The sequence below is a fragment of the Sabulicella glaciei genome (genome assembly GCF_026183895.1).
In the GTDB taxonomy this organism is placed as follows: domain Bacteria; phylum Pseudomonadota; class Alphaproteobacteria; order Acetobacterales; family Acetobacteraceae; genus Roseococcus; species Roseococcus glaciei.
In genome coordinates this window covers 23,819-46,522 of sequence record NZ_JAPFQI010000025.1, presented here as the reverse complement: position 1 = coordinate 46,522, position 22,704 = coordinate 23,819, and the positions used below count along the sequence as shown (strand labels likewise).

Sequence of the window (22,704 nt, the reverse complement as noted above, 5' to 3'; positions counted from 1 at the left end):
ATGGGAATCCGACAGGCTGCTAGAGCAGAATCTGTTCATTCGGGCTCATAGCCTGTGGCGGTGAAGTAGTTGGCGCACTCGGCTGGCGTGAAGGCAGGCAGTGCGTCGCGGATGGCGTCCCAGAGGTCTTCGATGGTCCGGGCGGCTGCCCTCCGTAACAGAGCCTTGAGCTTGGCGAAGGCGTTCTCGATCGGGTTGAAGTCCGGCGAAGGGGGCAGCAGGAAGCAAAGCCTTGCTCCCACACGCTCGATGGCCTCGCGCACGCCGTGGGGTTTGTGCGCCGGCAGGTTGTCCAGGATCACGGTGTCCCCGGGCCGCAGCGTCGGCACCAGCACCTGCTCGACATAGGCCAGGAAAGCCCGGCCGTTCATCGGCCCGTCCAGCACCACGGGCGCGGTCATGCCCGACAGCCGAAGCGCGCCGGTGAAGGTGGTGGTCTTCCAATGTCCATGCGGCACCGAGGCCCGACAGCGCTGGCCGCGCGGGGAGCGGCCGCGCAGGCGGGCCATCTTGGTCGATGCACCGGTTCATCGATGAAGACCAGGCGCTGCGGGTCGAGGTCAGGCTGGGCGTCGAACCACGCCTGCCGCCGCGCGGCGACGTCGGGCCTGTCCTGCTCGGCCGCGTGGGCGCTTTTTTGGGAAGCTGAGGCCGTGTCGCTTTCCGAAGCGCCAGATCGTGCTCGGGGCAAAGCGCGCGCCATGCTCGCGCTCCAGCAACTCGGACAGCTCGACCAGGGTGATGTCGGTCTGCGCCTCGATGGCGCCCAGGATGACCTCGCTGAAGGCTTCGATCCGGTGCGAATGGCGGTCTCCACCCCGTGGCTTGGCTGCCCTGGCTCCCGCATCGCGCCAAGCCCGCAGCCAGCGCACCGCACTGGCCACCGACACCCCGAACCGCTTGGCCGCCGCATGGCGCCACAGACCGCCATCCACCGCCCCGATCACCCGAACCCGCAGATCCTCGGACAAGCTCTTCGCCATGCCTGCCACCTCCGCTCAGCAGGAAAGGTGAATCAGATCACCCCCGCGTCGGGGAAGCACTTTCGCGAATCAGCTCGAGCAGAACTTGCTCTAACTTCGGCGGGACGCTCCGCGCCGCTTGCCGGAAGCCGCGACGTCTGCTCAAGACAGCCCCATCTGGGGTCCTATGCCCCGATCATTTGGGAGCGTCATGGTGCAGGAGTCGAAGCGGCACCACTACGTGCCGGTGTTCTACCTCGGCGGGTGGGTGAAGGACGGCAAGGTGTGCGAGTACTCGCGCCCCCATCGCGACGTTGTCGGGAAGATGAAGGCACCTTCAGCAACTGGCTACGAGATCGAGCTTTACTCGGTCCCAGCGTTTCCGGCTGGAGCCCAACGAGTTCTTGAGGACGAGTTCTTCAGTAAGGTCGACGGGATCGCGAGCAAGGCGCTGACCAAGATGCTGCAGGAACGCCTTGGACCGGCCGCGCTTTCCCCCGATCTCCGCAGCGGGTGGTCAAGGTTCATCCTGTCGCTCCACTACCGCTCACCAGCGAGGCTGGCCGCGCTGAAGATTAAATACAAGGAGTTCGTCTCAGAGACCGCTCCCGCCTATCGCGATCAGTTCGAAGCGCGCCGTGACCCGGACGACAAGCGCACCTTCGAGGCGTTCTGCACGGATCTCCGCCACGACGCGGCGGAAAGGTCTTGGACACGCCTATTCCGAAGCGTGATCGATAGTCAGAGGGTCGGTGACTTCCTTAACAAGATGCTTTGGAATGTGCTCACTGTCAGCGGTTCGGACCGGAAGTTCCTTACTTCGGACCATCCCGTCGTGATGACGAACGGCCTCGATCGGCCGGACGGTCACCTTTTCCTCCCTCTCGGTCCATCACGCCTATTCGTTGCGACGAACACCGCGGCGTCGCTAGAGGTGATCAAGCGGATCGGCATCCGTCAGTTGCAGCGCGACGTGAACGATCAGGTAGTCCGCCAAGCACATCGCTACGTCTACGGCGACGACGAGGGCCAGGTGCGCTTCGTCGCGAACCGGCTAACCCGCAGGGGATGAGCGCCGCCCGGGTTGCAACGGGGATCGGTGACCCGGCCACCTCGCGGTAGGCGTGACCATCACCGGGTGAGTACAAACGAAGCGGCTGTTGCGGGAGAGGGACTGCTCACCCTACCGGCGTGCCCTCTCGGCCGCCACGCGTCAGTTAAGCACGCGCAGCCCGCACTGGGCACGCCGACCGCTAGGCGAGGATGGAGATCTGGTGCCCCCGACACGCAGACGGTTGCAGGGAGTTGTGCTCAAGCCAATGCCAGTTCCCCTGTGGCGACGTTTCACCCACCCCTTTCTTCGAGCGTTGGAAAACACCCCAGCGACATCGTCAAAAGCCCATTGCGCAGCGGGTCTAGGACACGTAAGCGCCGGGGTCTGGCGGCCGCGCGTATAAGCATCGCATCGCTGCGGCCTCGCCCGCGTCATGATCGTCCAGCCTCAGGCCCGAAAAGGGCGCCGCGAGCGAGCCCACCCTTGCAATGACCCCTCAGTGGAAACGCTGCTAACACTGGCAACACCCGTTTTCCCCATTGGATGCGCCGCCGTTGCCACTGCCGTGCCACAACTGGCCACGGCGGCAACAGTGGAGGCCGCCCCGTCCTCCACACCCTCGGAAGGACGGCCACCCAAGCCCGGCGCCACCTGTCAAGCGGATCGCGCGACCGCGCCGCCTTCACTTCGTGCCCTCCTCGCCCGCGAGGATCGTCCCTCGCACGACGTAGAACCGCAGCGAACCGGCTTCGCCCGGCACGCGCTCGGCTCTCTGCAACCGGCCCGACCCCTGCGCAATCAAAAAGCCGGCCTTAAGTACTGCCCGAGCTGCGGCCTCTGGGTCGTGTCCCGGCACTACGTCCCTTGCCCACACCTGCGGAAAGATGAGGTAGCGCGGGGTGCCGTCCTTATCCCTTTTGCACCACCCGGCTCGGCTCATCACCGCGGCCCGCTTGTCCACATTTCTTGCCTCGCTGCCTTCGGCCTCGGACAGCGCGACGAAGCGGCTTTGCCCGTGCAACTCGATGAAATGCCGCACGGCGTCCACTGCCGCCGCGGCCTCGGCAGGACCATCGCCGCCAGCACGGGCGGCGCGCCACGCCTTGAAGCACGCGAGTGCCGCGCGCGACGCCTCGTCCGGTTCCCACGGAAGAACGCCTGCACCCGTCGCCAGCTCGCCCGCAGCCGCCACGAGCGCGAAGCGGTGGGCGGCGCGCACAACTTGCCCGTCTGCCCCTACCGGAACCGCCCTCTTCTTTACGGCCGCAATCACCTCCCGCGCGCGCGCCACCATGCCGTCCAAATCGTGGGTGAGGGCTTCCAACCACGCTAACCCAGCTGTCCCGTAACAGCGCGCCGTGCCTGCCTTCACTTCGTCAATCAACTCGGCGGCCGTAGCGAAACCGTGCAGCGACTCCAACAGACCGTGCACGCCCGTGTCGGCCGGCACGTCAAGAATGCGCACCTCTTGCCCGGCCCGCACGCGCTTCGGCCCGCCGCGTGCCTCCGCCAGACGCGCCGCCAAGCCCTCCTCTCCCGTCGAGAGGAACAGAAGCCGCCACTCGGCGGGACGCCGCGCCGAACCGTCGCGCCCCGCGCGCGCTTTGCCGGCGCCGTTGGCGAGCATGTAGGCTGCCGCCGCCACCGTCTCCGGGTCTGCTTCTCCCATTTCGTCCAGGCAAAGGAGAAGGTCAGAATGGTTCGCCGCCACTGCTTCTGCGCCGTTGCCAGTGGTGCGCCAGCTCCTCCTCCACCCGTTCAGGCCACCGCCGCCCCAAACGCTGCCCGCAGCGTCCAACGCAGTGGTTTTCCCGATGGAGGATCCGCCTCTAAGGTGAAAGCCGCCGCCCTCCGCTTCCAAAAGCCCTAACAGCGGCGGCGCGAAGGCCGCGCAAATAGCGAAGGCCAAGCGGGAGTTGCCCGCCGCATGGCGGGCGACGCAATCTTGCCAATCGGCCAGCGTGCCTGCGCGCCGCAACGGCGGGAGCAGGTCGGGGCGTAAGGTCTGCAACATCATATGCAGCTCCGCGACCGTCCCCGCCGCCGGGAGCGTCCGATCCGGCAGCACGAACACCCGGCGCCCATCGCCCGCGCGGTGCCAGCCGATCCGCTCCACCACAAGCACCCGCTCGCGAGGGCGGGACCGAAGAAGATACTCAGACAGCTTGCCGCGGGCGTGGTGCCCTGTGCCGAGGTGAAGCCCGCCGTCAAGAAGCCGCGAGCGCATCTCCATTCCGTCGCCCGAGAGCATGGCATTGGGCATCGCCCATTCATGCGGGCGCCCGTCTGCGTCCTCCCACTGCAGCAGACGCCCCCATCTCTGGCCCTGCCCGTCGTTGGTCATGGCGACTACGCGGAGCGGCTCGCACACAAAGGTCGGAGCCAGCGTCGCGTGTCCCTCCGCATTCGGGTCGGGCTCGCACCACACCCCGTCCCGCTTCATCACAAAGCCCCTGGGAATGGCGACCGCCTCCGCGTCGTTCCTGGCTGAGATTGCCACCGGCTCGGCCGCGGCGAGCATGTCCCGTAGCGCCGCGGCGGACACTCCCGCGGGCGGCTCGTCCGCCACGTCCCACCCGTTTGGCCAATCAGCAGGCACGTCCACCACCGCCAGCGCGGATGCCCCGCCCGGCCCCAAGAGCGCCTTGCAGATCGCACGGGTCGCCTTCTGGCCGCCCGTGTCCGCGTCGGGCCAGACGCACACGCTGCGGCCTCGTAGGGGACTCCAATCCGCCTTCCCTACTGCGGCGCTTCCTCCCTGCCACGTTACCGCGACATGCGAAGGGAACAGCTTGGCGGCCGCGGCCGCAGCCTTCTCACCCTCGACCACGATCACGGGCGCGTCGGGCCGCTCGGCCAGCGCGCGGAGCCCGTAGAGAGGGCGCGGTTCGGGGGGAGCCTTCCATTTCCACCGCCCGTCCGCACCACAGCAATAAGGCAGCACTTCCTTCCGCGCGCTGCCCGGGCGGTCGAAGCGCGCGACAGCGAACAGCAGCGCCCCTCCTGCGTCCCAGTAGTGCCACACGCGCGACGGCACGCCGTGGCCCGGATGCCGCAAGGCCGAAGGCAGCGGCGCGATGGCCGGAAGGACGGAGCGCCATTCGCTGCTGCGGGTCTCGCCGGGGTTCCGTGCCAGCTCCCCGTTGCCAAGCGGCGCAAATCGGTCCTGGGGCTGAAGCATTCGGTCAGTCACGGGAAGCAACCCCCCACGCCGAGCATTCGTGCCAGCTCGCATGCGGCGTCCTCCTGGGAAAGGATCGCCACCGCCGCGGCGAGGGAAACGGGATCACCACCCTTCTCCCCGGTGGCGAAGTCGCACCATGCGCCCGCGCGCTTCCCCCGCAGCCGAACGCGGAGGCTGTTGCCCGCCTCGCCGCGGAGGCTGCCCGCATGCCACTCCGCCCCGCGTGCCCCCCCGCCGGGGAGGAGGCGCGCCAGCACCTCCGGCAGTCGCGCAAGCGCCGCGCGATTCACTGCGGTGAAGTCGGGCGCGGTGGCGATCCGCTTGCACGCCGCACGCTGACGCGGCGTCAGGTTGCGCTGCCGCGACCACGTCTGGAGGTCGAGAAGGAACGCGCGCAGTTCAGGGGAAAGGTCGGACCGTGCGAGCGCAGCGGCGAGAGCAGGCGGCGTGGAAGAGGCCGCACCGCAGCAAAGCGGCGGACGGGAGGATACGTTGGCTTGCATGGCAAACCTCTCAAAAGGCCGGAGCCTTGCGAACCGGCGCGGGCAAGTACGTGCCTGGCGGCGCGAAGCCGCTATTCCCGCGACGACGCCGTCGACTCGCAAGGGTCGGCGGTGTCAGATGGTGGCAAAGCGGAAGGCGGCGCACGCGCCACCTGGCCAGACGGTGGCGCACCGAGCGCGCATCACGTCGACCTCGCCAACTCGGCGGCGCGGCTGTCGTGCATACGCTGCGTCTCCCACCTCTCGACTTCCGCAAGCGGGTACAAAATCTTCCGAGCACCTGCTCGGATGTAGCGCGGGCCCTCGCCTGTCATGCGCCAGCGCTCGACGCTGCGGAGCGATATGTTCAAGCGCTCGGCGAGCAGTTCCGGCGTTAGATGGTGCAGAGTATTGCGACCCATATTCCACGTCCCTAATCGCGGACGAAGGATAGAACTGCCACCGCGCGATTGCTTGCTCTGGCAGACCCAGAGTACAACCAGCCTGCAGCGAGCTCATTCCCTCCGCTGTTTCTGCAGCACATGCTTGGCCCCTCCACCGTGCAGCGGTGGGGGGCTTCCTGTTTTCAGGTCGCCCCCGAGAGGTTGCTTTCCGGTTTCCACGTACGACCTACGCGGAACCGCCATTCATGCCGCGGCTCCACATTTGGACGCCACTGACCGACACATAACAGCTGAAATACTCAATCGTAAGGGGATTTTATAAATAAATATGGCCGAATGGACCAGTAATAGTTTCTATCCTATTTGCAATAGGAAATTTCCTATTTGCGAGGCCGCCAAACATCTCGATTTCAGCCCATAACATGCTGAAGATCTGCGAGACGTAGTGCTGGACATTTGTCGTGATTCTTGATTGGGCGAAGGATTTGGACACGCCCCCCCCCCGCACGGTTGGAAAGCCGTTGCCAAGAGCAGGCCTGCGCCAGATACCGACCCAACGCGGTCGCGAATGGCAGTGACCGACTTGTCCAACCGTCCTATAGCTGGACAATGGAACTGTTCCCGCAGTTTGAACGACGTCGCGCTCAATGACATCCGAGGCGTTCTCACGCGTGAAGATCGACGCGCAGCTCCGCGACGCCGGCTGGGCGATCACGGACGGCCGCTCCATCCGCTTCGAGCATCTCCTGTCTGACGGAACGAAGGCCGACTACCTCCTCTGCTCGGCGCTGGGCCGCGCACTCGCCGTTGTGGAGGCCAAACGCGCCTCCGTTTCGCTGGGCAAAGCCGAGGTGCAGGGTGAGGCTTACGCGCGTCTAGCTGGAGTCCCCTTCGTTTTCCTCGCAAACGGCGAGGAGGTTCGCTTCCGTGACCTCGACCACGACGCCCATTTTCGCGCCGTTGCCGGCGTTTTCTCACAGGACGACCTAGAGCGCCGTCTCGCCACGCGCGCGCTCCGCCGGCCGCCAACCTCCATCCCCATCGACGAGCGCATCGTCGAGCGGGCCTACCAGCACGATTGCATCGAGGCCCTATGCAGGGGCATCGAGGCAGGGCGCCGGAAGTTCCTCGTCGAGATGGCGACCGGCACCGGCAAGACGCGCACCGCGGCCGCTCTCATTAAGCGCCTGTTCGAGGCCAACGCCGTCACCCGCGCCCTTTTCCTGGTGGACCGCGACACCCTCGCCAAACAGGCCGAGGATGCATTCGTCGAACACGTCCCCTCTCTGCCGGCGTATCGGGTGGGCGGGACCGGGGCCCGCTTCAAACCGGAGAAGCGCATCACCGTCTGCACGCTTCAGACAATGATCAACGAGTACCGCCACTACTCCGCCGGCTACTTCGACCTCATCGTCGTGGACGAGTGTCACCGGTCCATCTACGGCGAGTACCGCCGCGCTCTAGACCACTTCGACGCCGTGAAAATTGGGCTGACCGCCACGCCGCTCGTCGGCAAGCCGGATGCCGACCCCGAGGAGGCTGCGTTTGTCCGCGATACGCTCCGCTTCTTCGAAGTGACGGAGCCGTCTTATCGCTACACCCTGCGCGAGGCGGTGGAGGAGGGTCACCTCGTCCCCCACCGCATCTACAACGCCCGCACGGTGCGCACCGCCGCAGAAGGTGGCTTTGAGGTGCGCAGAGAGGAGATTGACTGGGACGCCCTCTCCCCCTCCGACCGGGAGGAGTTGGAAAGGCTGTTCGCCGGAGCGGACGGCATCGTCGTGGACCCGGCCGCGCTGGAGCGCCGTTTCACCATCCCGGAACGCAATCGCGCCATCGTGCGGGAGTTCCGGGACGTCATAGACCGCGGCTACACCGGCGTCGATGGCGTGCGACGCGCGCCCGACCGCGGAAAGACCATCGTATTCGCCGTCACAAAGCGCCACGCCGAGACCCTGGCGCATCTCCTCGACGAGGCGTTCGCCGATGAGAAACCCAACCCGACCACCCGCATCGCGGATTTCGTGGTGTCAGGCATGGGGGCCGACGACACGGCGGACGCGCCTACAATCATTAAACGCTTCAAGAAGGAACCGTTCCCACGCATGCTCGTCAGCGTAAATATGCTCGACACCGGCTTCGACGGGCCGGAAGTGGTGAATCTTGTCATGACGCGCTTCACGCGCTCGGGCGTACTTTACCGCCAGATGCGTGGGCGCGGAACGAGGCGGGCTGACCACATTCGCAAGACCGGCTTCACCATCTTCGACTTCGTGGGCAACTGTGCGGCGCACGAGAATGACGACGCCCTGCCGGGGGGTGTGATTATGGAGGCGCCCAAGGCTGCGAAGCCCGGCCCTCCGCGCCGCCTCGTGACCCTCGACATTCATGACGAGATCGACCCGGCGACGCGCGAGTGGGTAATCTGGGACCCCGCCACCGACGCACCCACAGACGTGGAAGCCGAAGCGGGCGCACGTCTCGCCGCTCGGTTCGAGGCTTTCCTCGCTGGCGAGGATCTGGGGGCGGAGGCCCAGCGGTGGGCCGGCATGATGGCCGAGCAATTGCGCAGTGACGGCGCCGCGATGGTCAGCTTCTCGGCTACACGGTTTTCTCGGCCGCCTTTTTCCCTGCGTGGTGGTCTTGCAGCCGGGGAAGCGGCATTCGGCGGCGCCGAAGCGCTTTCTGGCTTTCTGGCGCGGATGAACACTGTCGTGTTCGGCGGCGCCCGAGCACCGGGAACCGGGGAGGGTGCAAGAGCATGACGCGTCTGTGGCGGGTGCAGGACGGCAAACTTCGGGAAGTGCAACCATCCGTACTCCAGCGGGAGGCAGACATCGAGGGCTGGATCGCTGCCGACCCTGGAGTGCTTGGCCTCGACGTGCTGGTGATTGGCCGTCAGGTGAAGACGGCCTTCGGGGGAGTGATCGACCTGCTCGCGCTCGACCGCGAGGGGGCTGTGTGGATCATCGAGTGCAAGCGCGACAAGACGCCTCGCGAGGTGGTCGCTCAGATCCTCGACTACGCGGCTTGGGTCCGCACGCTCAGCGACCGGGAGCTGGACGGCATTGCGGGCTCATTCCTCGGCCGCCCGCTCTCTCTTGCGTTCCAGGATTGGGCTGGCGATCCGCTGCCCGACGGGCTCAGCGCATCGCATCATATGGTGGTCGTCGCCACCGCCTTCGACGAGGCATCGCGTCGCATCGTGACCTATCTCGCCGAGGAGCACGGCGTGTCCATCAACGCCGCCTTCTTCCGGTTCTTCGAGCAGGACGGCATGTCTTTCCTCGCCTCTGATTGGCTAAAGGACGTCGAAGCGGTGGTGGAGCGCGCACAGGAGCGCCGGGAGCTGCCATGGAGCGGCGAGTGGTTCATCAACGTCGCTAGTGAGCCACATCGATCCTGGGATGACTGCCGCACCCTAGGCTTCGTGTCCGGCGCCGGAGACTGGGCGGAGGAACTGGGACGGCCGGCGCCTGGGGACCGCTTCTACGCCTACATTAAGGGCCGGGGCTACGTAGGCACCGGCCGCGTGGTCGGCAGCGGACCGCAGCCCATCAACGAGTTCGTGCTCGCCGACGGAGCACGGCTGCGTGACCAATCGCTGCGTCAGCCCGCGGTGCTGTCCCGGTATCCCTCGGAGCTTGGGCTTGCAGTGGCGTGGGACAAGACGCTGCCCGAGAGCAGCGCCGCTTGGTTCAAGGGCGGCTTCGCGAACCAGCACATCTGCTGCCGCCTGCGCCACCGCCCGACGCTGGACTTTTTGGCCGAGCAATTCGGCACCGACGCTACCAAGCACAACGACCGCGCGGACCGCTTCGTCAGTAGCTCCGAAGAGAGCAAATTACTTGGTCGGGTGGACCTGAAGACCGAGGATCGGCGCGCGAGCGAGGGCTCCGAAAGCGCCAGAGGACAAGACACCTGATGCCCCTGACACCCGACATGCGTCGGCGGATCGACCAGATCCGCGGCTATCTCTACGGCGGCGGCTTTCCGGACCCCCTGAGCAACGCCGAGCAGCTCGCCTTCCTGTTTTTCTTCCTGCTTGTGGAGGGCATCGACGCCGACAACGGGGCCCAGGCGGAGGAACAGGGCGAACCATACCGCTCCCTGTTCGCGGGCGAGTGGGAGCTGCGCAATCCGCTGAATGCCCCAGCGCCCGGTGTTGCAGCCATCCCCGCGGAGCGGTTCCGCTGGTCCGTCTGGGCCCGCGGGATGTCCGGCGAGCCCCTGGTGCGCTTCGTGCGCGACGAGGTGTTCCCGTTTTTCAGCCAACTTGCTCAAAGCCTTGGCGCCAGCTTCATGGCCGGGGCGCGGCTTGCCATCGATGAACCGACGGTGCTCACCCAGGTGGTGGAGCTGGTGGACGGCCTTGGGCTGGGTGCCACCGACGCCGACACGAAGGGGGACCTGTTCGAGCACGTGCTGCGCCAAGTGAAGCAGGCCGGCGAGCTTGGCCAGTTCCGCACGCCCCGCCATATCATCCGTGCCGTAGTACGCCTCGTAGACCCCAAGGCCGGGGAGACGGTGTACGACCCTGCGGCTGGGACCGCGGGCTTCCTCGTGGCGGCCTACGACCACATCCGCCTAGCTAACTCCTCCCCCGCAGGGACCGAGGAGGTGGAGGTGGACGGCAAGACCCTCCGCCGCGGGGCGGGGGATCGACTGAACGCCCGCCAGTGGCGGCGCCTCCGGACTGGCACCTTCTTCGGAAACGACGTGGATCCGAAGATGGTCAACCTCGCTACCATGAACCTTACGCTCCGTGGGCTGCCGGACGTGCGCATCCTTAGGCGCAATGTGCTGACGACGGTGATGGACCGCGCGAAGAAGGCCGAGCGCGGATTGCCACTGGAAGGGTTCGACGTGGTGCTTGCCAACCCGCCTTTCTCCGGCAGGGTGGACCGCGACCGCATCGTGGACGAAGTGCGCGTCGGCAGCACCACGGCCACCGAGCTGCTGTTCCTCCGCTACATGCTGGACGCCCTGAAGCCAGGCGGACGCTGCGGGGTGGTGGTGCCTGAGGGCGTGCTGTTCGGTTCTACCGGCGCGCACAAGGAGCTGCGGCGGATGCTGATGGAGGAAACGGCGGTCGAGGCCGTGCTCTCCCTTCCCGGGGGTGTGTTCCAGCCTTACAGCGGCGTGAAGACCTCCGTCCTCGTGTTCCACAAGGGCCGAAGGACGGAACGCGTGATGTTCCTCCACACCGAGGCGGACGGCTACAAGCTGGACGCCAACCACGACACGCTGATCGAGGCGGACGACCTGCCAGGCTTGGTTTCGGCTTTCGCGGAGCGGGAGGCGTGCTGGGAGCGATGGCGGACTCGAGATGCGAAAGCGCTGTGGGGGGAGAAGTGGTGGTTTGCGGAGGCGACGGCGCTACGTGAAGCGGACAACAACTTGTCCGCTGGGCGGTGGCGTCCGCAGGCACGGGAGCAGATCCGGCATCGGGATCCACTGGTGCTGTTGGATGAACTAAAGGCTATTGAGGCGGAGATCGCCGAGGAAGTTGACGCTCTGATGGAGAAGCTCCGGGAGGGTGCGGCGTGAGCCGGTGGCCGATGGTGCCGTTGGGTGAGGTCGCTGACGTCACGGCCGGAAATCCGGCACCTCAGGAGCAGATCGCTTTTTGTGATAGCGGAATCCCGTTCGTTCGCATGCAGGACGTTGGGCGTTATCGCCGTACCGACGACCTTCAAACCACCACTGACCGTATCAAACCTTCTTGGCCGGGCGCGAGAACGCTCAAACTGTTTCCAGTAGGCACCACGCTCATCCCAAAAAGTGGCGCGTCGATCAACCTCAACCATCGTGCTATGCTTGGGACATCCGCGTTCGTAGTCAGTCATTTGGCGGCGCTGATACCGCGGCGCGATGTTGTCGAGCCGCGGTTCATCTATTGGTGGTCTACAACCTGGGACCCCAGGGACCAAGCGCAGACAACAAGCCTGCCGTCTCTTCCACTCTCGATCATTCAAGAAGCGAGAGTGCCGCTTCCACCGCGCGACGAGCAGCGCCGCATCGTGGACCTATTGGACCGCGCGGCAGGCATCCGGCGGCTGCGCGAGGCCGCGCTCGCTAAGGCCCGCGACACCACCCCGGCGCTATTCCTTTCCATGTTCGGCGACCCGGACACCAACCCGCTCGGGTGGCCTGTCAGCCCTCTTGGCAACATCCTCGCCAACAGCATGCAGAATGGTCTTTATCGGCCTGCGTCAGATTATGGGGAGGGGACGCCGATCCTCCGCATCGACAACTTTGCTGGAGGCGAGATCGTCGGATCCAAGGGACTGAAACGAGTCCGCGTGGAGGCCGCCGCGGTGGCGCTCTACGGGCTACGCACCGGCGATTTCCTCATCAACCGCGTGAACAGCCCTTCTCACCTCGGAAAGTCGGTGCTGGTCGGAGCGCTCGATGAACCCGCCGTTTTCGAGTCCAACATGCTGAGATTCGCGCTCGATCAATCGCGACTGAGGTCCGAGGTATTCCTCGTGATGTTGCAGCTTCCGCAGATGCGGGTGGCGCTGACGAGGAACGCGAAGCACGCGATCAACCAATCAAGCATCAACCAACGCGACGTGGCAGCGCTGCGGGTGCCATGTCCGCCCCCAAGGCTACAGCGTGAGTTCGCAAACCGATGGGAGCAACTCCGCTCTATTATCGCCCAGCAGGAACGCGCTTTCGCCATCGCACAGGAGGCTGAGCGTGCGCTGATGGCACGCCTTCTCGGCTGAACAGCGCATGGTCCAGCCGCCCGGTGCCGCCGATGACGCCACGTTGCTCCTCCGAGTTGAGGCGTTCCTGGCAGCGCCTAAGATCTTCGCCGTTCGGCCGCAGTGGAAGAGCTTCGGCGACAAGCTGGAGTTTTCCGTGGCGCTCGACATTGAGGGCGTTACAGAACCGGGCTTCCGCCTCGGCGGTCGTGCCCAGCGCGACCTGTTGGAGCAGGACGTCACGCTCCATCTCTCCCACGGCCCCCTCGGTCCTAAGGGCCGCTTCCAGAACTTCGAGCGGCTCGACTGGCGACCGCGTGCCCCCCACACCAACACTCAACCGCATCCGGACCAAACCCTAGTTTGGCTGCACCTGCCCGGTAGCCACCGCCACGCCTTGTCGGACAACGCCGCCCATCCCTCCGGCCTGCGGCACGCGATGGTGGACAACCTCCCGTTCGCCCGGCCGTTCCCCCAGGACCCGCAGGACTGGTCCGGCTTTGCCCAGCTGGTAAGCATGCTCTGGAACGTCAAAGAACTGGGTGACGTGGAGGGCCCGCCATGGCAAGATCGCCTCGCGCCCCTGGGGGGCAGAGCACCATGATCACCACCATCCGGCACAGCGCTGTCTCAGCGGAACTGGCGGATCGCGTCGCCGCAGACTTGGCCTCGGCCCGGTTAATGGAGGGACGCGTCTTCCTCCGCCTACCCATCCTCTTCGGCTCCGGCACCCACCTCGTCGCTGTAATCGAGGTCGAGCCGGACGGCCTTTTTCGTGTCTCAGATCTGGGACAGGGATACGAGGAGGCGTCGCAGATGGGCGTCGCCACAGCGTATTTGCGCCGCGCCCGCGCCACCGCCCCTGCCGCCGGGCTTAGGCTTATGGACCGGGAGTTGGCCTTCCTCCGTGTGCCCGAGCGCGCGCTTCCCGCGGCCTGCGCTGCGCTGAGCAGTCACGTTCTGCGCCTCGTCGAGCACGCGGCCGCCGTCGGCGCGGCCGCCCGGGTGCGTGACGGCCGGACGCGCTTCGCTGACCGTCTGCGGGAACTCTTCCCGAACCGCCGTGTCGAGGTGGAGGCCCCCCTCCGTGGTGCCTCCTTGCAGGAATGGAGCGTGGACGTGTTGCTGGAGGACGACGGCCGGCGCGCTGTGTTCGACTTCGTGAAGCCGCACCTCACCTCCGTCTCGCTGGAGGTGGCCAAAACGGGGGACCTCGCGGCGCTAGAATCCCCGCCCCGCTGCATCTCGGTGGTGAGGCGCAAGGCGGCGTTCGGGCCGATGCTGGCGCTACTTTCCCAGCACGCGAGCGTGATCGAAGAGGACGCGCCTCGACCGAGCATCGAGCGCGCGGCGGCCTAGCAAGCTTCCAGACTTCGGCACGGCAGGCTCCCTTAGCCGTGGGGGCCGGCGCGGAGCTCCGCAATTCCCCCCCCCCGCTTCGACACGGCGGTGGAAGTTGGTTTCCCCTGATTGGGCATCTACGGGTTATGAAAGCCTTGGCTCATCTTCCGACTTAGCCGTCCGACCCTGCCGGGGCGCGGGTAGGCGAGGCCAGCAAACCGTGCGCGTTAGTCCGACCCTTAGCCACGAGGACGGCTAGGCGGAGCGTACTTCGTTCAATGTCGGTGAGACGCGCGGGGCATCGCCCTGGAAAACGGCGGCACACTCGGCGCAAGTCCTTGTTTTGGCTGGGGTGAGGGGGCGAGACAGATACAAAAAAATTAAGCCTGTGGAACAAAGAGTCTCAGCCACGTGAGACTGAAGCGGTTTCGCCGGCTGACAGGGCGTAAATGCACCCAACGACACCCGCCCCGGACAGAGAGCATCGAAACCTCCAGGACGAAGTGTTTGGCTCAAGCGAGAGCACTCCGAGCTTTAGCGAACCAGCGCCTGCATCTGCTGCACCTCCTGCGCCAGATCTGCCACTAGGCGGTGTCCTGCCCCCAGCCGCGCGGCGAACGCCTCAAGCAAGGCGCCATAATACCACATGGTTCCCTCAAGGCCTCCAGTGAAGCGCTCCATCATGTCAGGGCCCAGCGCACGAAGGTCTGCGACGATTGCGCGGGCGTTGTGAAGCTTGTCACAAGCCGAGACGAGCAGTGCATCGTCCTCCACCTTAGCAAGGTGGGCGATGTAGGCCTCCTTGCGCGCTCGCCAAGGCGGCTTGGGGAAGGTGTCGGCATCGGTGCAGGCGCGCACGATGGCGGCGACGCGCGGTCCAAAGCGCGCGGCGATTTCCCCCTCATGCTCGGGCCCGCAATCCTCGATCGCGTCGTGCAAGAGGGCGGCAACCGCCTGCTCCTGGTCGCCGCCATGCTCCAGCACCAGAGCTGACACCGCCATCAGATGGGCAATGTAGGGGATGGTGGTGCTTTTGCGATGCTGCTCGGCGTGCAGACGAAAGGCTAGCGTGGAAGCCTCCGACAGAAGTGTCCAGTCAGTCATCATAAAGTTCCCCATTGATTGAAGTATGAGAGGACTGCCCATACTGGCAGGTCCAGTCTGCAATTCGGGATGTCTCCCAACACGAAGATGCCCCAGGGAGTTGAGACGCCCCCTCGTCGGCGTTCCCTGCGGGACGCCAGCGCCGCACTGTCCGAAGCCCGTATAGAGAAGCTGCGAGGACAGCGCGCCCCGCTGCGTCGCTGGCGCCGGCGAGCTCCTTGGTACTCGGGACAGGGCGAGGCGCGCGGGGCCAAAGACATGCGGTGGATGGTGCCGCCGCGCCCAAGATCACGTCGGTGACGTCACACAGCAGCCGGTTCGTGAAATCCGACGGGAGCCTCCCACCGGCTAACTGTCCGGTTGTGAGACCTCCTTGGCGGCTTCAACGATGAGGCGTGCCTTGGCGATGTCCTCTGTGTCGGCCTGACCCGAGGGCTTCGTACTTCGAAGCCTTCGCCTGGCGGCGAGGCGCTCGGCGACGACTTGATTGGGGGTTCTGCCACCCAGAACCCGCTGGCGCCGGGCGTTGTAGGCGGCGTTGAAGCCGCGCAGCAGCTGCTCGAGATCGCGATGAAAGGAGATGGTGATGCCCAGCACCTCGCTCTCGACACGACCGTTGAAGCGCTCGGCCATTCCGTTCGTTTGCGGCGTGTAGGGTCGGGTATGGCGGTACTGCGCCCCCAGCGCGGCGCAGACCTTCTCGAAAGCCGGCGAGAAGCAGCTGCCGTTGTCGGTGAGCACGTGGGTGATGCGGAAGGGGAAGGCCGCAGCGGCTTCGCGAAGGAAAGCGATGGCACTTGCCGTGGTCATGTCGTCCTTGACCGCCAGATGGACCGACCGCGAGCACCGGTCGATGGCGACAAAGAGATAGCGCTTGCGGCGCTCGCCGGTGTCTGTCTGCAGCTTGGGCAATTGCTTGATGTCGATGTGGATGAAGCCGAGGTCGTAGTCGCGGAACCGCCCGGTGCCCCTGGCCGGTCGTTCGGAAGCGGGAGGCCTCCGCCGGTTCAACCCCTCGGCCTTGAGAATGCGCCAGATGCTGTCGCGGTTCAGGTGCGGCAGGAAGTGGGTGACGACGAAGGTGAGATCGTCGAGCGCGAAGTTGGTGGCCCGGCGCAGGGCGCAGACCACGGCGCGCTCCTCCTCCGTGGCCTTCCAGGGCAGGCGATGCGGCTTGGCCGAATGGTCCAGACAGTCATCCGGTCCGCGCTTGCGCCACTTCCGGATGGTCTCGGTGCTGACGCCGAAGCGCCGGGCGAGTGTGCCGGAGGGCTCGCTCGAGCGGGCGATCTCGGCGCGCACCGCGGGGGTGGTGCGGGCATTGGGGTGGATCTGATGCATGGCTCACCTCCGTCCCAGGATAGCGCGCGGCAGACGCTCAAACCGGCGCCGATACGTCTCAATCGCCAAACCTACCGGATCCCAGCAATGATCCGCAACCAAACAGCAAGGCCTGTCATCGCTTGAGGTGATTGAGCGTGGCGGCGAGGCAGAGAACGCCCAGGAAGGATCTGGCTGTTTTCTCGTATCGCGTGGCGATGGCGCGCCATTCCTTGAGCCGGGCCCAAAGCCGCTCGACGCGGTTTCGGTTGTTGTAGATCCAGTCCGGGCAGGAGACGGGCGCCTTGTGGCGCTGGGGCGGGATCGCCGGCCGCGCCCCCATGCTCCAGATGTGCTCACGGAAGTGGTGGCTGGTGTAGCCACGATCGCCCACCACCCAGCGAGGCACGCCCGGCAGCGCGTCAAGCAGCGGGATCGCGTGGGGGAGTTCATGCGCCTGTCCTGGCGCAATCCGGAATGCAATCGCCCGTCCCGCCCCGTCCGCGATCACGCAAGCCTTGGTCCCATATCCACCACGAGAGCGGCCAAGCGCTTCACGACCATCTCGCTCAGCCGCAGATCCCCCCGTCGCGCAGCACCGGCGGCTTTCTGATGGGCGCGCACGCTGGTGCCATCGAGGAACACCATGCCAAGCTGGATCCCGCGCTCCTGCACAAGATGCAGCAGCCGCTCCCAGACGCCGGCACGGGCCCAGCGGATGAAGATCTGCGCCGCCCGCCACCATGGCCCGTACTCCTCGGGGATGGCCCGCCACTTGGCGCTGTTCTGATGACGCCACAGGATCGCGGCCATCGTGCGCCGCAGGTCACGGGGCGGCGTCTTTCCCTTGGGCCTGCAGGCCTCCACCAAGGGCTCGAGCATCGCCCATTGATTGTCGTCCAGCATGGGTCCCTCCTGCTCAAAGCAGGCAAAACCCCAGCACAGCCAACAAGTTCAGGCGACAACAGACCCTAGTCCAAGCTGATGAGATCGCCGGAGCAGATCGCCTACATCGCACGACGTCCTTGGGAGGAGGTCAAGCTTTAAGCAGGCCGGTATTGCTTCCGGACAACGCCCCCTGTCTGCAGCTCGATTCCCGCCGGTCCCTTGCAGCCTTGAAGCCCTAGCCCTGCGGGTCCGCAAATTTGTTTACTTCGCCGACGGACTCCGTCAGGTTCCTCAAAAGTGAGCCCGGGGCACGGCGCAGCATATTGGCGCCTGCTTACTGACCAGACTGGATTAGCCGCACGGCAACGTTGCTATGTGCGTCCGAACACCTGGTTCAAGGATTTCGAGCCATGCCGCTTGATCCGGACTTGATGCCTCGCTTCCTGTCGGCAACACCGACGCAACAACTTCGGCCTTTCATGCACGGCGGTCCTCCCAGAACGCGATCCATCGGTGACCGGCTACGTGAGGATCTGGAGAACCCTGTCTACATCCAAGGTCCGGGAAATCGAAGATACCGTCAGGTGACGGTTGCCCGTGACGTGGCACAGGCGATTGTCGGATTGATTGGCGCCCAGCCCCGGAGATCGGACATCCTGGTAGACCTCTTCGCAGAGGGCAACTTGACGGCTGGAAGGGGAGTGGAGGCATTCCGCCAAACCTATGCCGAGACGTTTCTACTTGCCGTAACGCTCTTGCCTGCAGGCGGCCCTCGGCTCGCTGATCTGCGCGTTGATGAAATCGCTCGTATCTTGTCATCAGCGTCACCTGCCGGAAAGATGTTGCGCGAGGCCCTGACCTACCCAGGGCGCCAACCTGCACCGGTCGATCCAATTGACGGGGGACCAGGTTTTTCTATTCCGCCAGGCATCCCGCCGGAGCTTCTTGTGGCGGCGGAGCGCTTCGCCGCCATGGGTTGTGCGGCTGCGACACGAACAGCATTCGGCCGCTGGGGCGCCGGTGTTGCAGCCGCGGCACCTCGGTATCTTGAGAACGCAATCACTGACCTTCAGCCTCGCGATGGATGCGTCGGTGAGGAGATACGTATTGTGGGTGCAGGCTTCGGAGCAGGCGTCGCCTCGGGTATCGTCTTCTCGGGCTTGGGTGGCAGCCCAATACTTGTGCCAGCGAACGACGTTCTACAATGGTCCGATCAGTTGATCCGGGTTCGGATCCCTGCGGCGGCTCGTCGTGGTCCCGTAGGAGTCGTGACGTTTCCCACCGGAGGGGGACCCCTCGGTGACCTCGGCGCTCAGGTCATCGGCGAAGTTCAAGCCTGTTTTGGACCAGCAGTGATGGCCCGCATTGAACAGATTATTGGAAACTTCATCACTCCGCCCATTGGGTATCCACCTGTTCAGGCGAATATGGCGAACATGTTCCTGGGTGGCCCCCCAATTATCGAGACCTTTTCTGTCTCGCCGGGTCGCACACTTCACCCAGGGCAGACGGTCAAGCTCACATGGTCAGTGATTGGCGCCACCCGCATTGAGATTGTCGCACTAGCCGTCCCTGGGTCCGCCCCGCACGAGTTGCCGGCCATTCCTGCTCCTCTCGCTGGAGCAGAAGGGTTTGTCGAAGTCGTCGTGCCTGGAACCACGGCGTGGCGCGGGATCTACGCCTTGCGCGCTTCTAATCGGTGCACAGGGGCTGGCCCAGCAGTCGAGCACCAGCTGGAGTTCGAAATGGTCTTCCGCCGGGGCCTCGCACTCGGTGGCGGCGGGGCAAGAGGTGACTTCCAAGCGGGCGCGCTAGAATATCTATACAACGAGCGGGGCTATCGCCCGCAGGCTATCGCCGCCACATCCGTTGGAGCCATCAACGCTATTGAGCTTCTTATGGGCGACGACGACCCTCCAGTAGGCGGCGGCGCGGCGGTGAGTGCGGCATCTAGACTGGGGACAACCTGGCGTTTGCTCGTCGACGAGACGTCCATGTTTCTCGATCAGCCATGGTTGGCAAATGCCCGGCCAAGAATTCGCAGGCTGATCCGCTCCTTGTCGGTCGAAGGGGTGATGGCTCTGCCCTACACCATTGTTGGAGACGCAGTTGTTGCCGGCGAGTTGGCTTCTGATCTTGGCCTGGACGGATCACTGGCACCGAGCGGGGCTTTTTCCTTAGCTCCCATTGAGGTCCGAGCCAGGGCAACCTTTCAGCAAGACCGTGTCAACGCGAACGGCATTGCTCTGCGCCTGGCCACAGTGAGCCTTGAGACCGGTGAAGTCGTGCAGGTCAATGAGAGGGGCGAGGTGCAAACGACTGGCCCGCAGCCGGTGAGGCCTTACTGGGTCCAGCCACCTCCTGTCACCGACGTTATTGATGGTGCAATTGCGTCATCGACGATGCCAGCCGTATTTTCGGCTCGCCGGCTGGGCGACCACATGTGCGTCGACGGAGGCATCCGAGACGTCGTGCCGGTAAACATCGCAATCCGCGACCTTGGCTGTAACGAAGTCATCGCAATTCGATGCTCTGCGCCCCCTGCTCTTCAGGAGACCAATCCACGCAGAAGTCTCGCCGAGGCGCTTGCCAGAAGCGTCCTGGGGATTGTGTTCGATGAATTGGCAGACAACGACGTCAGCCCATTTTCTGGCTGGGGCCCCAATGTTCAGGTTTTAACCATTCAGCCGAACATCGATCTTCACGACACCATAGTGGTCGAACCCGGCCTTATCCACATCGGGATGGATTATGGATGGATGCGGGCGGCCGACATACTTGCCGTTCCCGCAGCGTCTCGGGCTCGCGCGATCGCACTTTCCGATCAGATTGCGCATTTACGAAGTGAGAACTGGAGGCACGCACACTGGGCAAATGGTCTCAGGTACCAGGATCCGCACCGCTCCTTTACGGACTTCGCCTTCTCCAACATGATGCCACCGGCATCCAACGAGATTCAGCCTACCCTGACGCCGGAGGCGATCGACGCGATCAGAGGCAACTGCAGGATCATCAGGGATGCGCTGGCGGAACGTAGCGCCATAAGGGCGCCGAACCATCCGGCGCGGAACCAATGGTTCACACAGTGGGAGATCATCAACGGCGCAGCACTCACCGCTGATCCCTGGGCTGCGTATGTCAGCGAAGTTGGAGACAGGCTGGCCGAGCCACCTCCAGCGCCGGTTTGATCGACAACCAGGAGCCGTGCTCCGCAGCCTCCCTGTTGCTGCGCTTGAGGTGTAAGCGAGGACCGATAATCGCACGGTTCTATATAGTGAACCTCGCCTCCCTGACGGAAGGGGCTTCAGAGGTTAAGCCGCTTGTGGAAGGCGGATTGGCCTGCTGATCTTTGTTCCTGCTTCGCGGGCATCTTTACCAGACAGGCCTCCACAGGCTGCCACCGCGGGTCCCGCGGTGGTTCTGATCTCCGCCCAGTGCTAGCGCACCCATCCGGCGGGTACCGCCTTCCCTGACCTGCGCGTCCGCTGATCTTGCGGGTGTTCGTAAGAGTGTCGGTACGAGCAGGCGGGGCTTGGGATGGAGATCACCAGCGGGGTGGAGCCAAGCGATGACAGGCCCTAGCCAACTGACGGTGCCGCGCTGGACGTCATGGGCCCGCTAGTCCGGCGAGGCGGACACAACAGCCCGGGCGAGCGGCGCGGGCCGTTGGCGTTGCCGGCGTCGCCAGCGTCCCACTGCGGATGGCCACGGGCGGAAGCCGCACCATTCGTCCGATGTTGCCAGCGTGACCGGCGTTGCCGGCCCGATCAAGCCCCAAGCCTGCTGCGGGCGCGGCGCGCTGCGGCGAGGTCCGCTACCTTGTCTCCGCGCTTGGCACTGCCTTCCCCGCAGGCCAGGACGTGCGCCCCCCAAACTTCCAACGCCTCCTTCCGCTCGGCCAAAAATTCCGCCCGTTGGTAGACGGCCGCGACGCCCGAAATCGTTCCGGTGGCGTGATTCAGCAGCTTGTCCGCAACATGAGGCGGGAAGCCGTTACTAGCCAGCCACGTCACGCACGTCCGCCGGAGGTCGTGCAAGCGCCATGGCGCGCCCGCGGTCTCCACCTCCTGCTTTGCAAGGTCCGCCGCCACAGCGGCATCCAGCGAGCGCTTCACCCGGCTGAACCCGCTCGGCGCTGTCTCGCCTGTGGTAGTGAACAGAAGGTCCTGCCCCTCCACCCTCGGCACACCTCGCAGGATCGACCTCGCCGGAGCCGAGAGGTGGACGATGTGCGCCTTGCCGTTCTTCGCGCGACTGGCCGGAAGCGTCCAAGTCGAGAGGTCTGGCGCTAGCTCGCCCCACCTCATTGCTGCCACCTCTTCGCGCCGCGCTGCCGTCAGCAGCAAAAGCCGCACTAGCGGGCCAAATGTCGGGCCAAGCCCGCCGGCCGCGCGCCACACGGCACCCATCTCCGCGTCCGTCAATACGCGGTCTCGGGCCTCGCCTGCAGCCGCTGGCATCGGCAGCCCGGCAAAGGGGTTGGCCGCGAGCTTGCGGCGCTTCACCGCCCACGCGAAGCATGCGCGCCCGTACGCCAGCATCCGCCCGGCCATGGCAACGGAGCCGGCTGCGGCGATGGCGTCCAGCACTACCATAGCGCGGGCGTGGTCGAGGGCCGTTGCGGGGCAGTCGAGGTCCTTGGCGAAGGCGTGCCGCAGCGCTCGCCGCGCCTCCGCGGCGTAGCGGGGACGGCGTGAGGCAAGGTGCAGAGCGGCCCACTCCTCTAACAGCGCGCCGAGGGTATAGGCCGCGTCTCGCTTCCGCCGAGCCTCCTCCTCCCGGCGGCGCGCGTCCTCCGCACGGCGTTCCTCTCGCTCCGCCTTTGGATCGAAGCCCGCGGCTACACGGCCGAGCCGCACCTGCGCCGCCTCCCGCGCTTTAGAGAGGGTCAGGCCTGGCCACGCGCCTAAGGGTTCGCGCCGCTTCCGGCCGGTGGCCTTGTCCGTCCACTGGAGAAGGAAGAGCCGGCGGACTTCCGGCGCGCCAGCACTGCCCTTGCCGAGGGTGGCTCGGACGCCGAGCCCTTTCACGTCGCCGTCGAACACGAGCCGGTCCTTGCGGCCGGGAGGCGGTGACAGCTTGGCGATCAAGGCTTCGGTGAGCTTCGGCATAGGCTCGCTTGCCTCCGTTTTGCGGACCCATTGCGGACCCGGCGAGAAGGTCCGCAGTGGGTCCGCAATTCGGTTCGTGTCGGCTTCTTACTTGGCAAGCGCGGCGCAACGCAAGGTCCTTGAACGTTCTTGACGCCTCTT

At 65.4% G+C, this 22,704-nt stretch carries 15 protein-coding genes and 1 pseudogene; 8 read left to right on the top strand and 8 right to left on the bottom strand.

Going from position 1 to position 22,704, the window contains the following annotated elements:
• Positions 1 to 35: 35 nt before the first annotated feature.
• Positions 36 to 983, bottom strand: a pseudogene (locus OF850_RS20735) (IS630 family transposase).
• A gap of 190 nt (positions 984 to 1,173) precedes the next feature.
• Here OF850_RS20735 and OF850_RS20730 point away from each other — a divergent pair.
• Positions 1,174 to 2,034 (top strand): DUF4238 domain-containing protein, encoded by an 861-nt coding sequence (locus tag OF850_RS20730; RefSeq protein ID WP_301592244.1) that lies wholly within the window; start codon positions 1,174 to 1,176, stop codon positions 2,032 to 2,034.
• Positions 2,035 to 2,698: 664 nt separating this feature from the next.
• Here the strand turns inward: OF850_RS20730 and OF850_RS20725 are convergent.
• From OF850_RS20725 to OF850_RS20715, 3 genes are all read right to left on the bottom strand, one after another.
• Positions 2,699 to 5,197 carry a DUF927 domain-containing protein gene (locus tag OF850_RS20725; protein WP_301592243.1) on the bottom strand — a complete coding sequence of 833 codons (2,499 nt, stop codon included), beginning with the start codon at positions 5,195 to 5,197 and terminating at the stop codon, positions 2,699 to 2,701.
• Between the two features lie 8 nt (positions 5,198 to 5,205).
• Positions 5,206 to 5,703 (bottom strand): hypothetical protein, encoded by a 498-nt coding sequence (locus OF850_RS20720; RefSeq protein ID WP_301592242.1) that lies wholly within the window; start codon positions 5,701 to 5,703, stop codon positions 5,206 to 5,208.
• A gap of 182 nt (positions 5,704 to 5,885) precedes the next feature.
• On the bottom strand, positions 5,886 to 6,104 hold the full coding sequence (locus tag OF850_RS20715; protein WP_301592241.1) for a helix-turn-helix transcriptional regulator: 219 nt from the start codon (positions 6,102 to 6,104) through the stop codon (positions 5,886 to 5,888).
• 653 nt (positions 6,105 to 6,757) lie between these two features.
• Here OF850_RS20715 and OF850_RS20710 point away from each other — a divergent pair.
• The 6 genes from OF850_RS20710 to OF850_RS20685 are packed head-to-tail and all read left to right on the top strand — an operon-like array spanning position 6,758 to position 14,158.
• Complete coding sequence (locus OF850_RS20710; protein WP_301592240.1) at positions 6,758 to 8,851, top strand: DEAD/DEAH box helicase family protein; 2,094 nt, start codon at positions 6,758 to 6,760, stop codon at positions 8,849 to 8,851.
• On the top strand, positions 8,848 to 10,011 hold the full coding sequence (locus OF850_RS20705; RefSeq protein ID WP_301592239.1) for a PDDEXK family nuclease: 1,164 nt from the start codon (positions 8,848 to 8,850) through the stop codon (positions 10,009 to 10,011). Before OF850_RS20710 ends, OF850_RS20705 begins: the two co-directional genes overlap by 4 nt.
• Positions 10,011 to 11,636: a class I SAM-dependent DNA methyltransferase gene (locus OF850_RS20700; protein ID WP_301592238.1), complete on the top strand. Its 1,626-nt coding sequence runs from the start codon at positions 10,011 to 10,013 to the stop codon at positions 11,634 to 11,636. The genes OF850_RS20705 and OF850_RS20700 overlap by 1 nt, the downstream gene beginning before the upstream one ends.
• Positions 11,633 to 12,820: a restriction endonuclease subunit S gene (locus OF850_RS20695; RefSeq protein WP_301592237.1), complete on the top strand. Its 1,188-nt coding sequence runs from the start codon at positions 11,633 to 11,635 to the stop codon at positions 12,818 to 12,820. The genes OF850_RS20700 and OF850_RS20695 overlap by 4 nt, the downstream gene beginning before the upstream one ends.
• A 7-nt stretch (positions 12,821 to 12,827) precedes the next feature.
• Positions 12,828 to 13,403 carry a hypothetical protein gene (locus OF850_RS20690; RefSeq protein WP_301592236.1) on the top strand — a complete coding sequence of 192 codons (576 nt, stop codon included), beginning with the start codon at positions 12,828 to 12,830 and terminating at the stop codon, positions 13,401 to 13,403.
• Complete coding sequence (locus OF850_RS20685) at positions 13,400 to 14,158, top strand: hypothetical protein (protein ID WP_301592235.1); 759 nt, start codon at positions 13,400 to 13,402, stop codon at positions 14,156 to 14,158. Before OF850_RS20690 ends, OF850_RS20685 begins: the two co-directional genes overlap by 4 nt.
• A gap of 516 nt (positions 14,159 to 14,674) precedes the next feature.
• On the opposite strand, the gene OF850_RS20680 is transcribed toward OF850_RS20685, so the two are convergent.
• The 3 genes from OF850_RS20680 to OF850_RS20670 form a co-directional block, all read right to left on the bottom strand.
• On the bottom strand, positions 14,675 to 15,247 hold the full coding sequence (locus OF850_RS20680; protein WP_301592234.1) for an HD domain-containing protein: 573 nt from the start codon (positions 15,245 to 15,247) through the stop codon (positions 14,675 to 14,677).
• 345 nt (positions 15,248 to 15,592) lie between these two features.
• Complete coding sequence (locus tag OF850_RS20675; RefSeq protein ID WP_301592233.1) at positions 15,593 to 16,585, bottom strand: IS481 family transposase; 993 nt, start codon at positions 16,583 to 16,585, stop codon at positions 15,593 to 15,595.
• A gap of 115 nt (positions 16,586 to 16,700) precedes the next feature.
• A protein-coding gene (locus OF850_RS20670; protein WP_301592232.1) for an IS5 family transposase occupies positions 16,701 to 17,470 on the bottom strand; the annotation gives its coding sequence in 2 pieces (ribosomal slippage) (positions 16,701 to 17,152 and positions 17,152 to 17,470; 771 coding nt in all).
• Between the two features lie 392 nt (positions 17,471 to 17,862).
• Here OF850_RS20670 and OF850_RS20665 point away from each other — a divergent pair.
• Positions 17,863 to 20,640, top strand: coding sequence for a patatin-like phospholipase family protein (locus tag OF850_RS20665; protein WP_301592231.1), 2,778 nt, complete (start codon positions 17,863 to 17,865; stop codon positions 20,638 to 20,640).
• Between the two features lie 579 nt (positions 20,641 to 21,219).
• On the opposite strand, the gene OF850_RS20660 is transcribed toward OF850_RS20665, so the two are convergent.
• Positions 21,220 to 22,563, bottom strand: a complete 1,344-nt coding sequence (locus OF850_RS20660) for a tyrosine-type recombinase/integrase (protein ID WP_301592230.1) — start codon at positions 22,561 to 22,563, stop codon at positions 21,220 to 21,222.
• Between the last annotated feature and the right edge of the window lie 141 nt (positions 22,564 to 22,704).

Coding starts and splice junctions, on each gene's coding strand:
- OF850_RS20730 (WP_301592244.1), top strand. CDS start 1,174: ATGGTGCAGGAGTCGAAGCGGCACCACTACGTGCCGGTGTTCTACCTC.
- OF850_RS20725 (WP_301592243.1), bottom strand. CDS start 5,197: ATGCTTCAGCCCCAGGACCGATTTGCGCCGCTTGGCAACGGGGAGCTG.
- OF850_RS20720 (WP_301592242.1), bottom strand. CDS start 5,703: ATGCAAGCCAACGTATCCTCCCGTCCGCCGCTTTGCTGCGGTGCGGCC.
- OF850_RS20715 (WP_301592241.1), bottom strand. CDS start 6,104: ATGGGTCGCAATACTCTGCACCATCTAACGCCGGAACTGCTCGCCGAG.
- OF850_RS20705 (WP_301592239.1), top strand. CDS start 8,848: ATGACGCGTCTGTGGCGGGTGCAGGACGGCAAACTTCGGGAAGTGCAA.
- OF850_RS20700 (WP_301592238.1), top strand. CDS start 10,011: ATGCCCCTGACACCCGACATGCGTCGGCGGATCGACCAGATCCGCGGC.
- OF850_RS20690 (WP_301592236.1), top strand. CDS start 12,828: ATGGTCCAGCCGCCCGGTGCCGCCGATGACGCCACGTTGCTCCTCCGA.
- OF850_RS20685 (WP_301592235.1), top strand. CDS start 13,400: ATGATCACCACCATCCGGCACAGCGCTGTCTCAGCGGAACTGGCGGAT.
- OF850_RS20680 (WP_301592234.1), bottom strand. CDS start 15,247: ATGATGACTGACTGGACACTTCTGTCGGAGGCTTCCACGCTAGCCTTT.
- OF850_RS20675 (WP_301592233.1), bottom strand. CDS start 16,585: ATGCATCAGATCCACCCCAATGCCCGCACCACCCCCGCGGTGCGCGCC.
- OF850_RS20665 (WP_301592231.1), top strand. CDS start 17,863: ATGCCGCTTGATCCGGACTTGATGCCTCGCTTCCTGTCGGCAACACCG.
- OF850_RS20660 (WP_301592230.1), bottom strand. CDS start 22,563: ATGCCGAAGCTCACCGAAGCCTTGATCGCCAAGCTGTCACCGCCTCCC.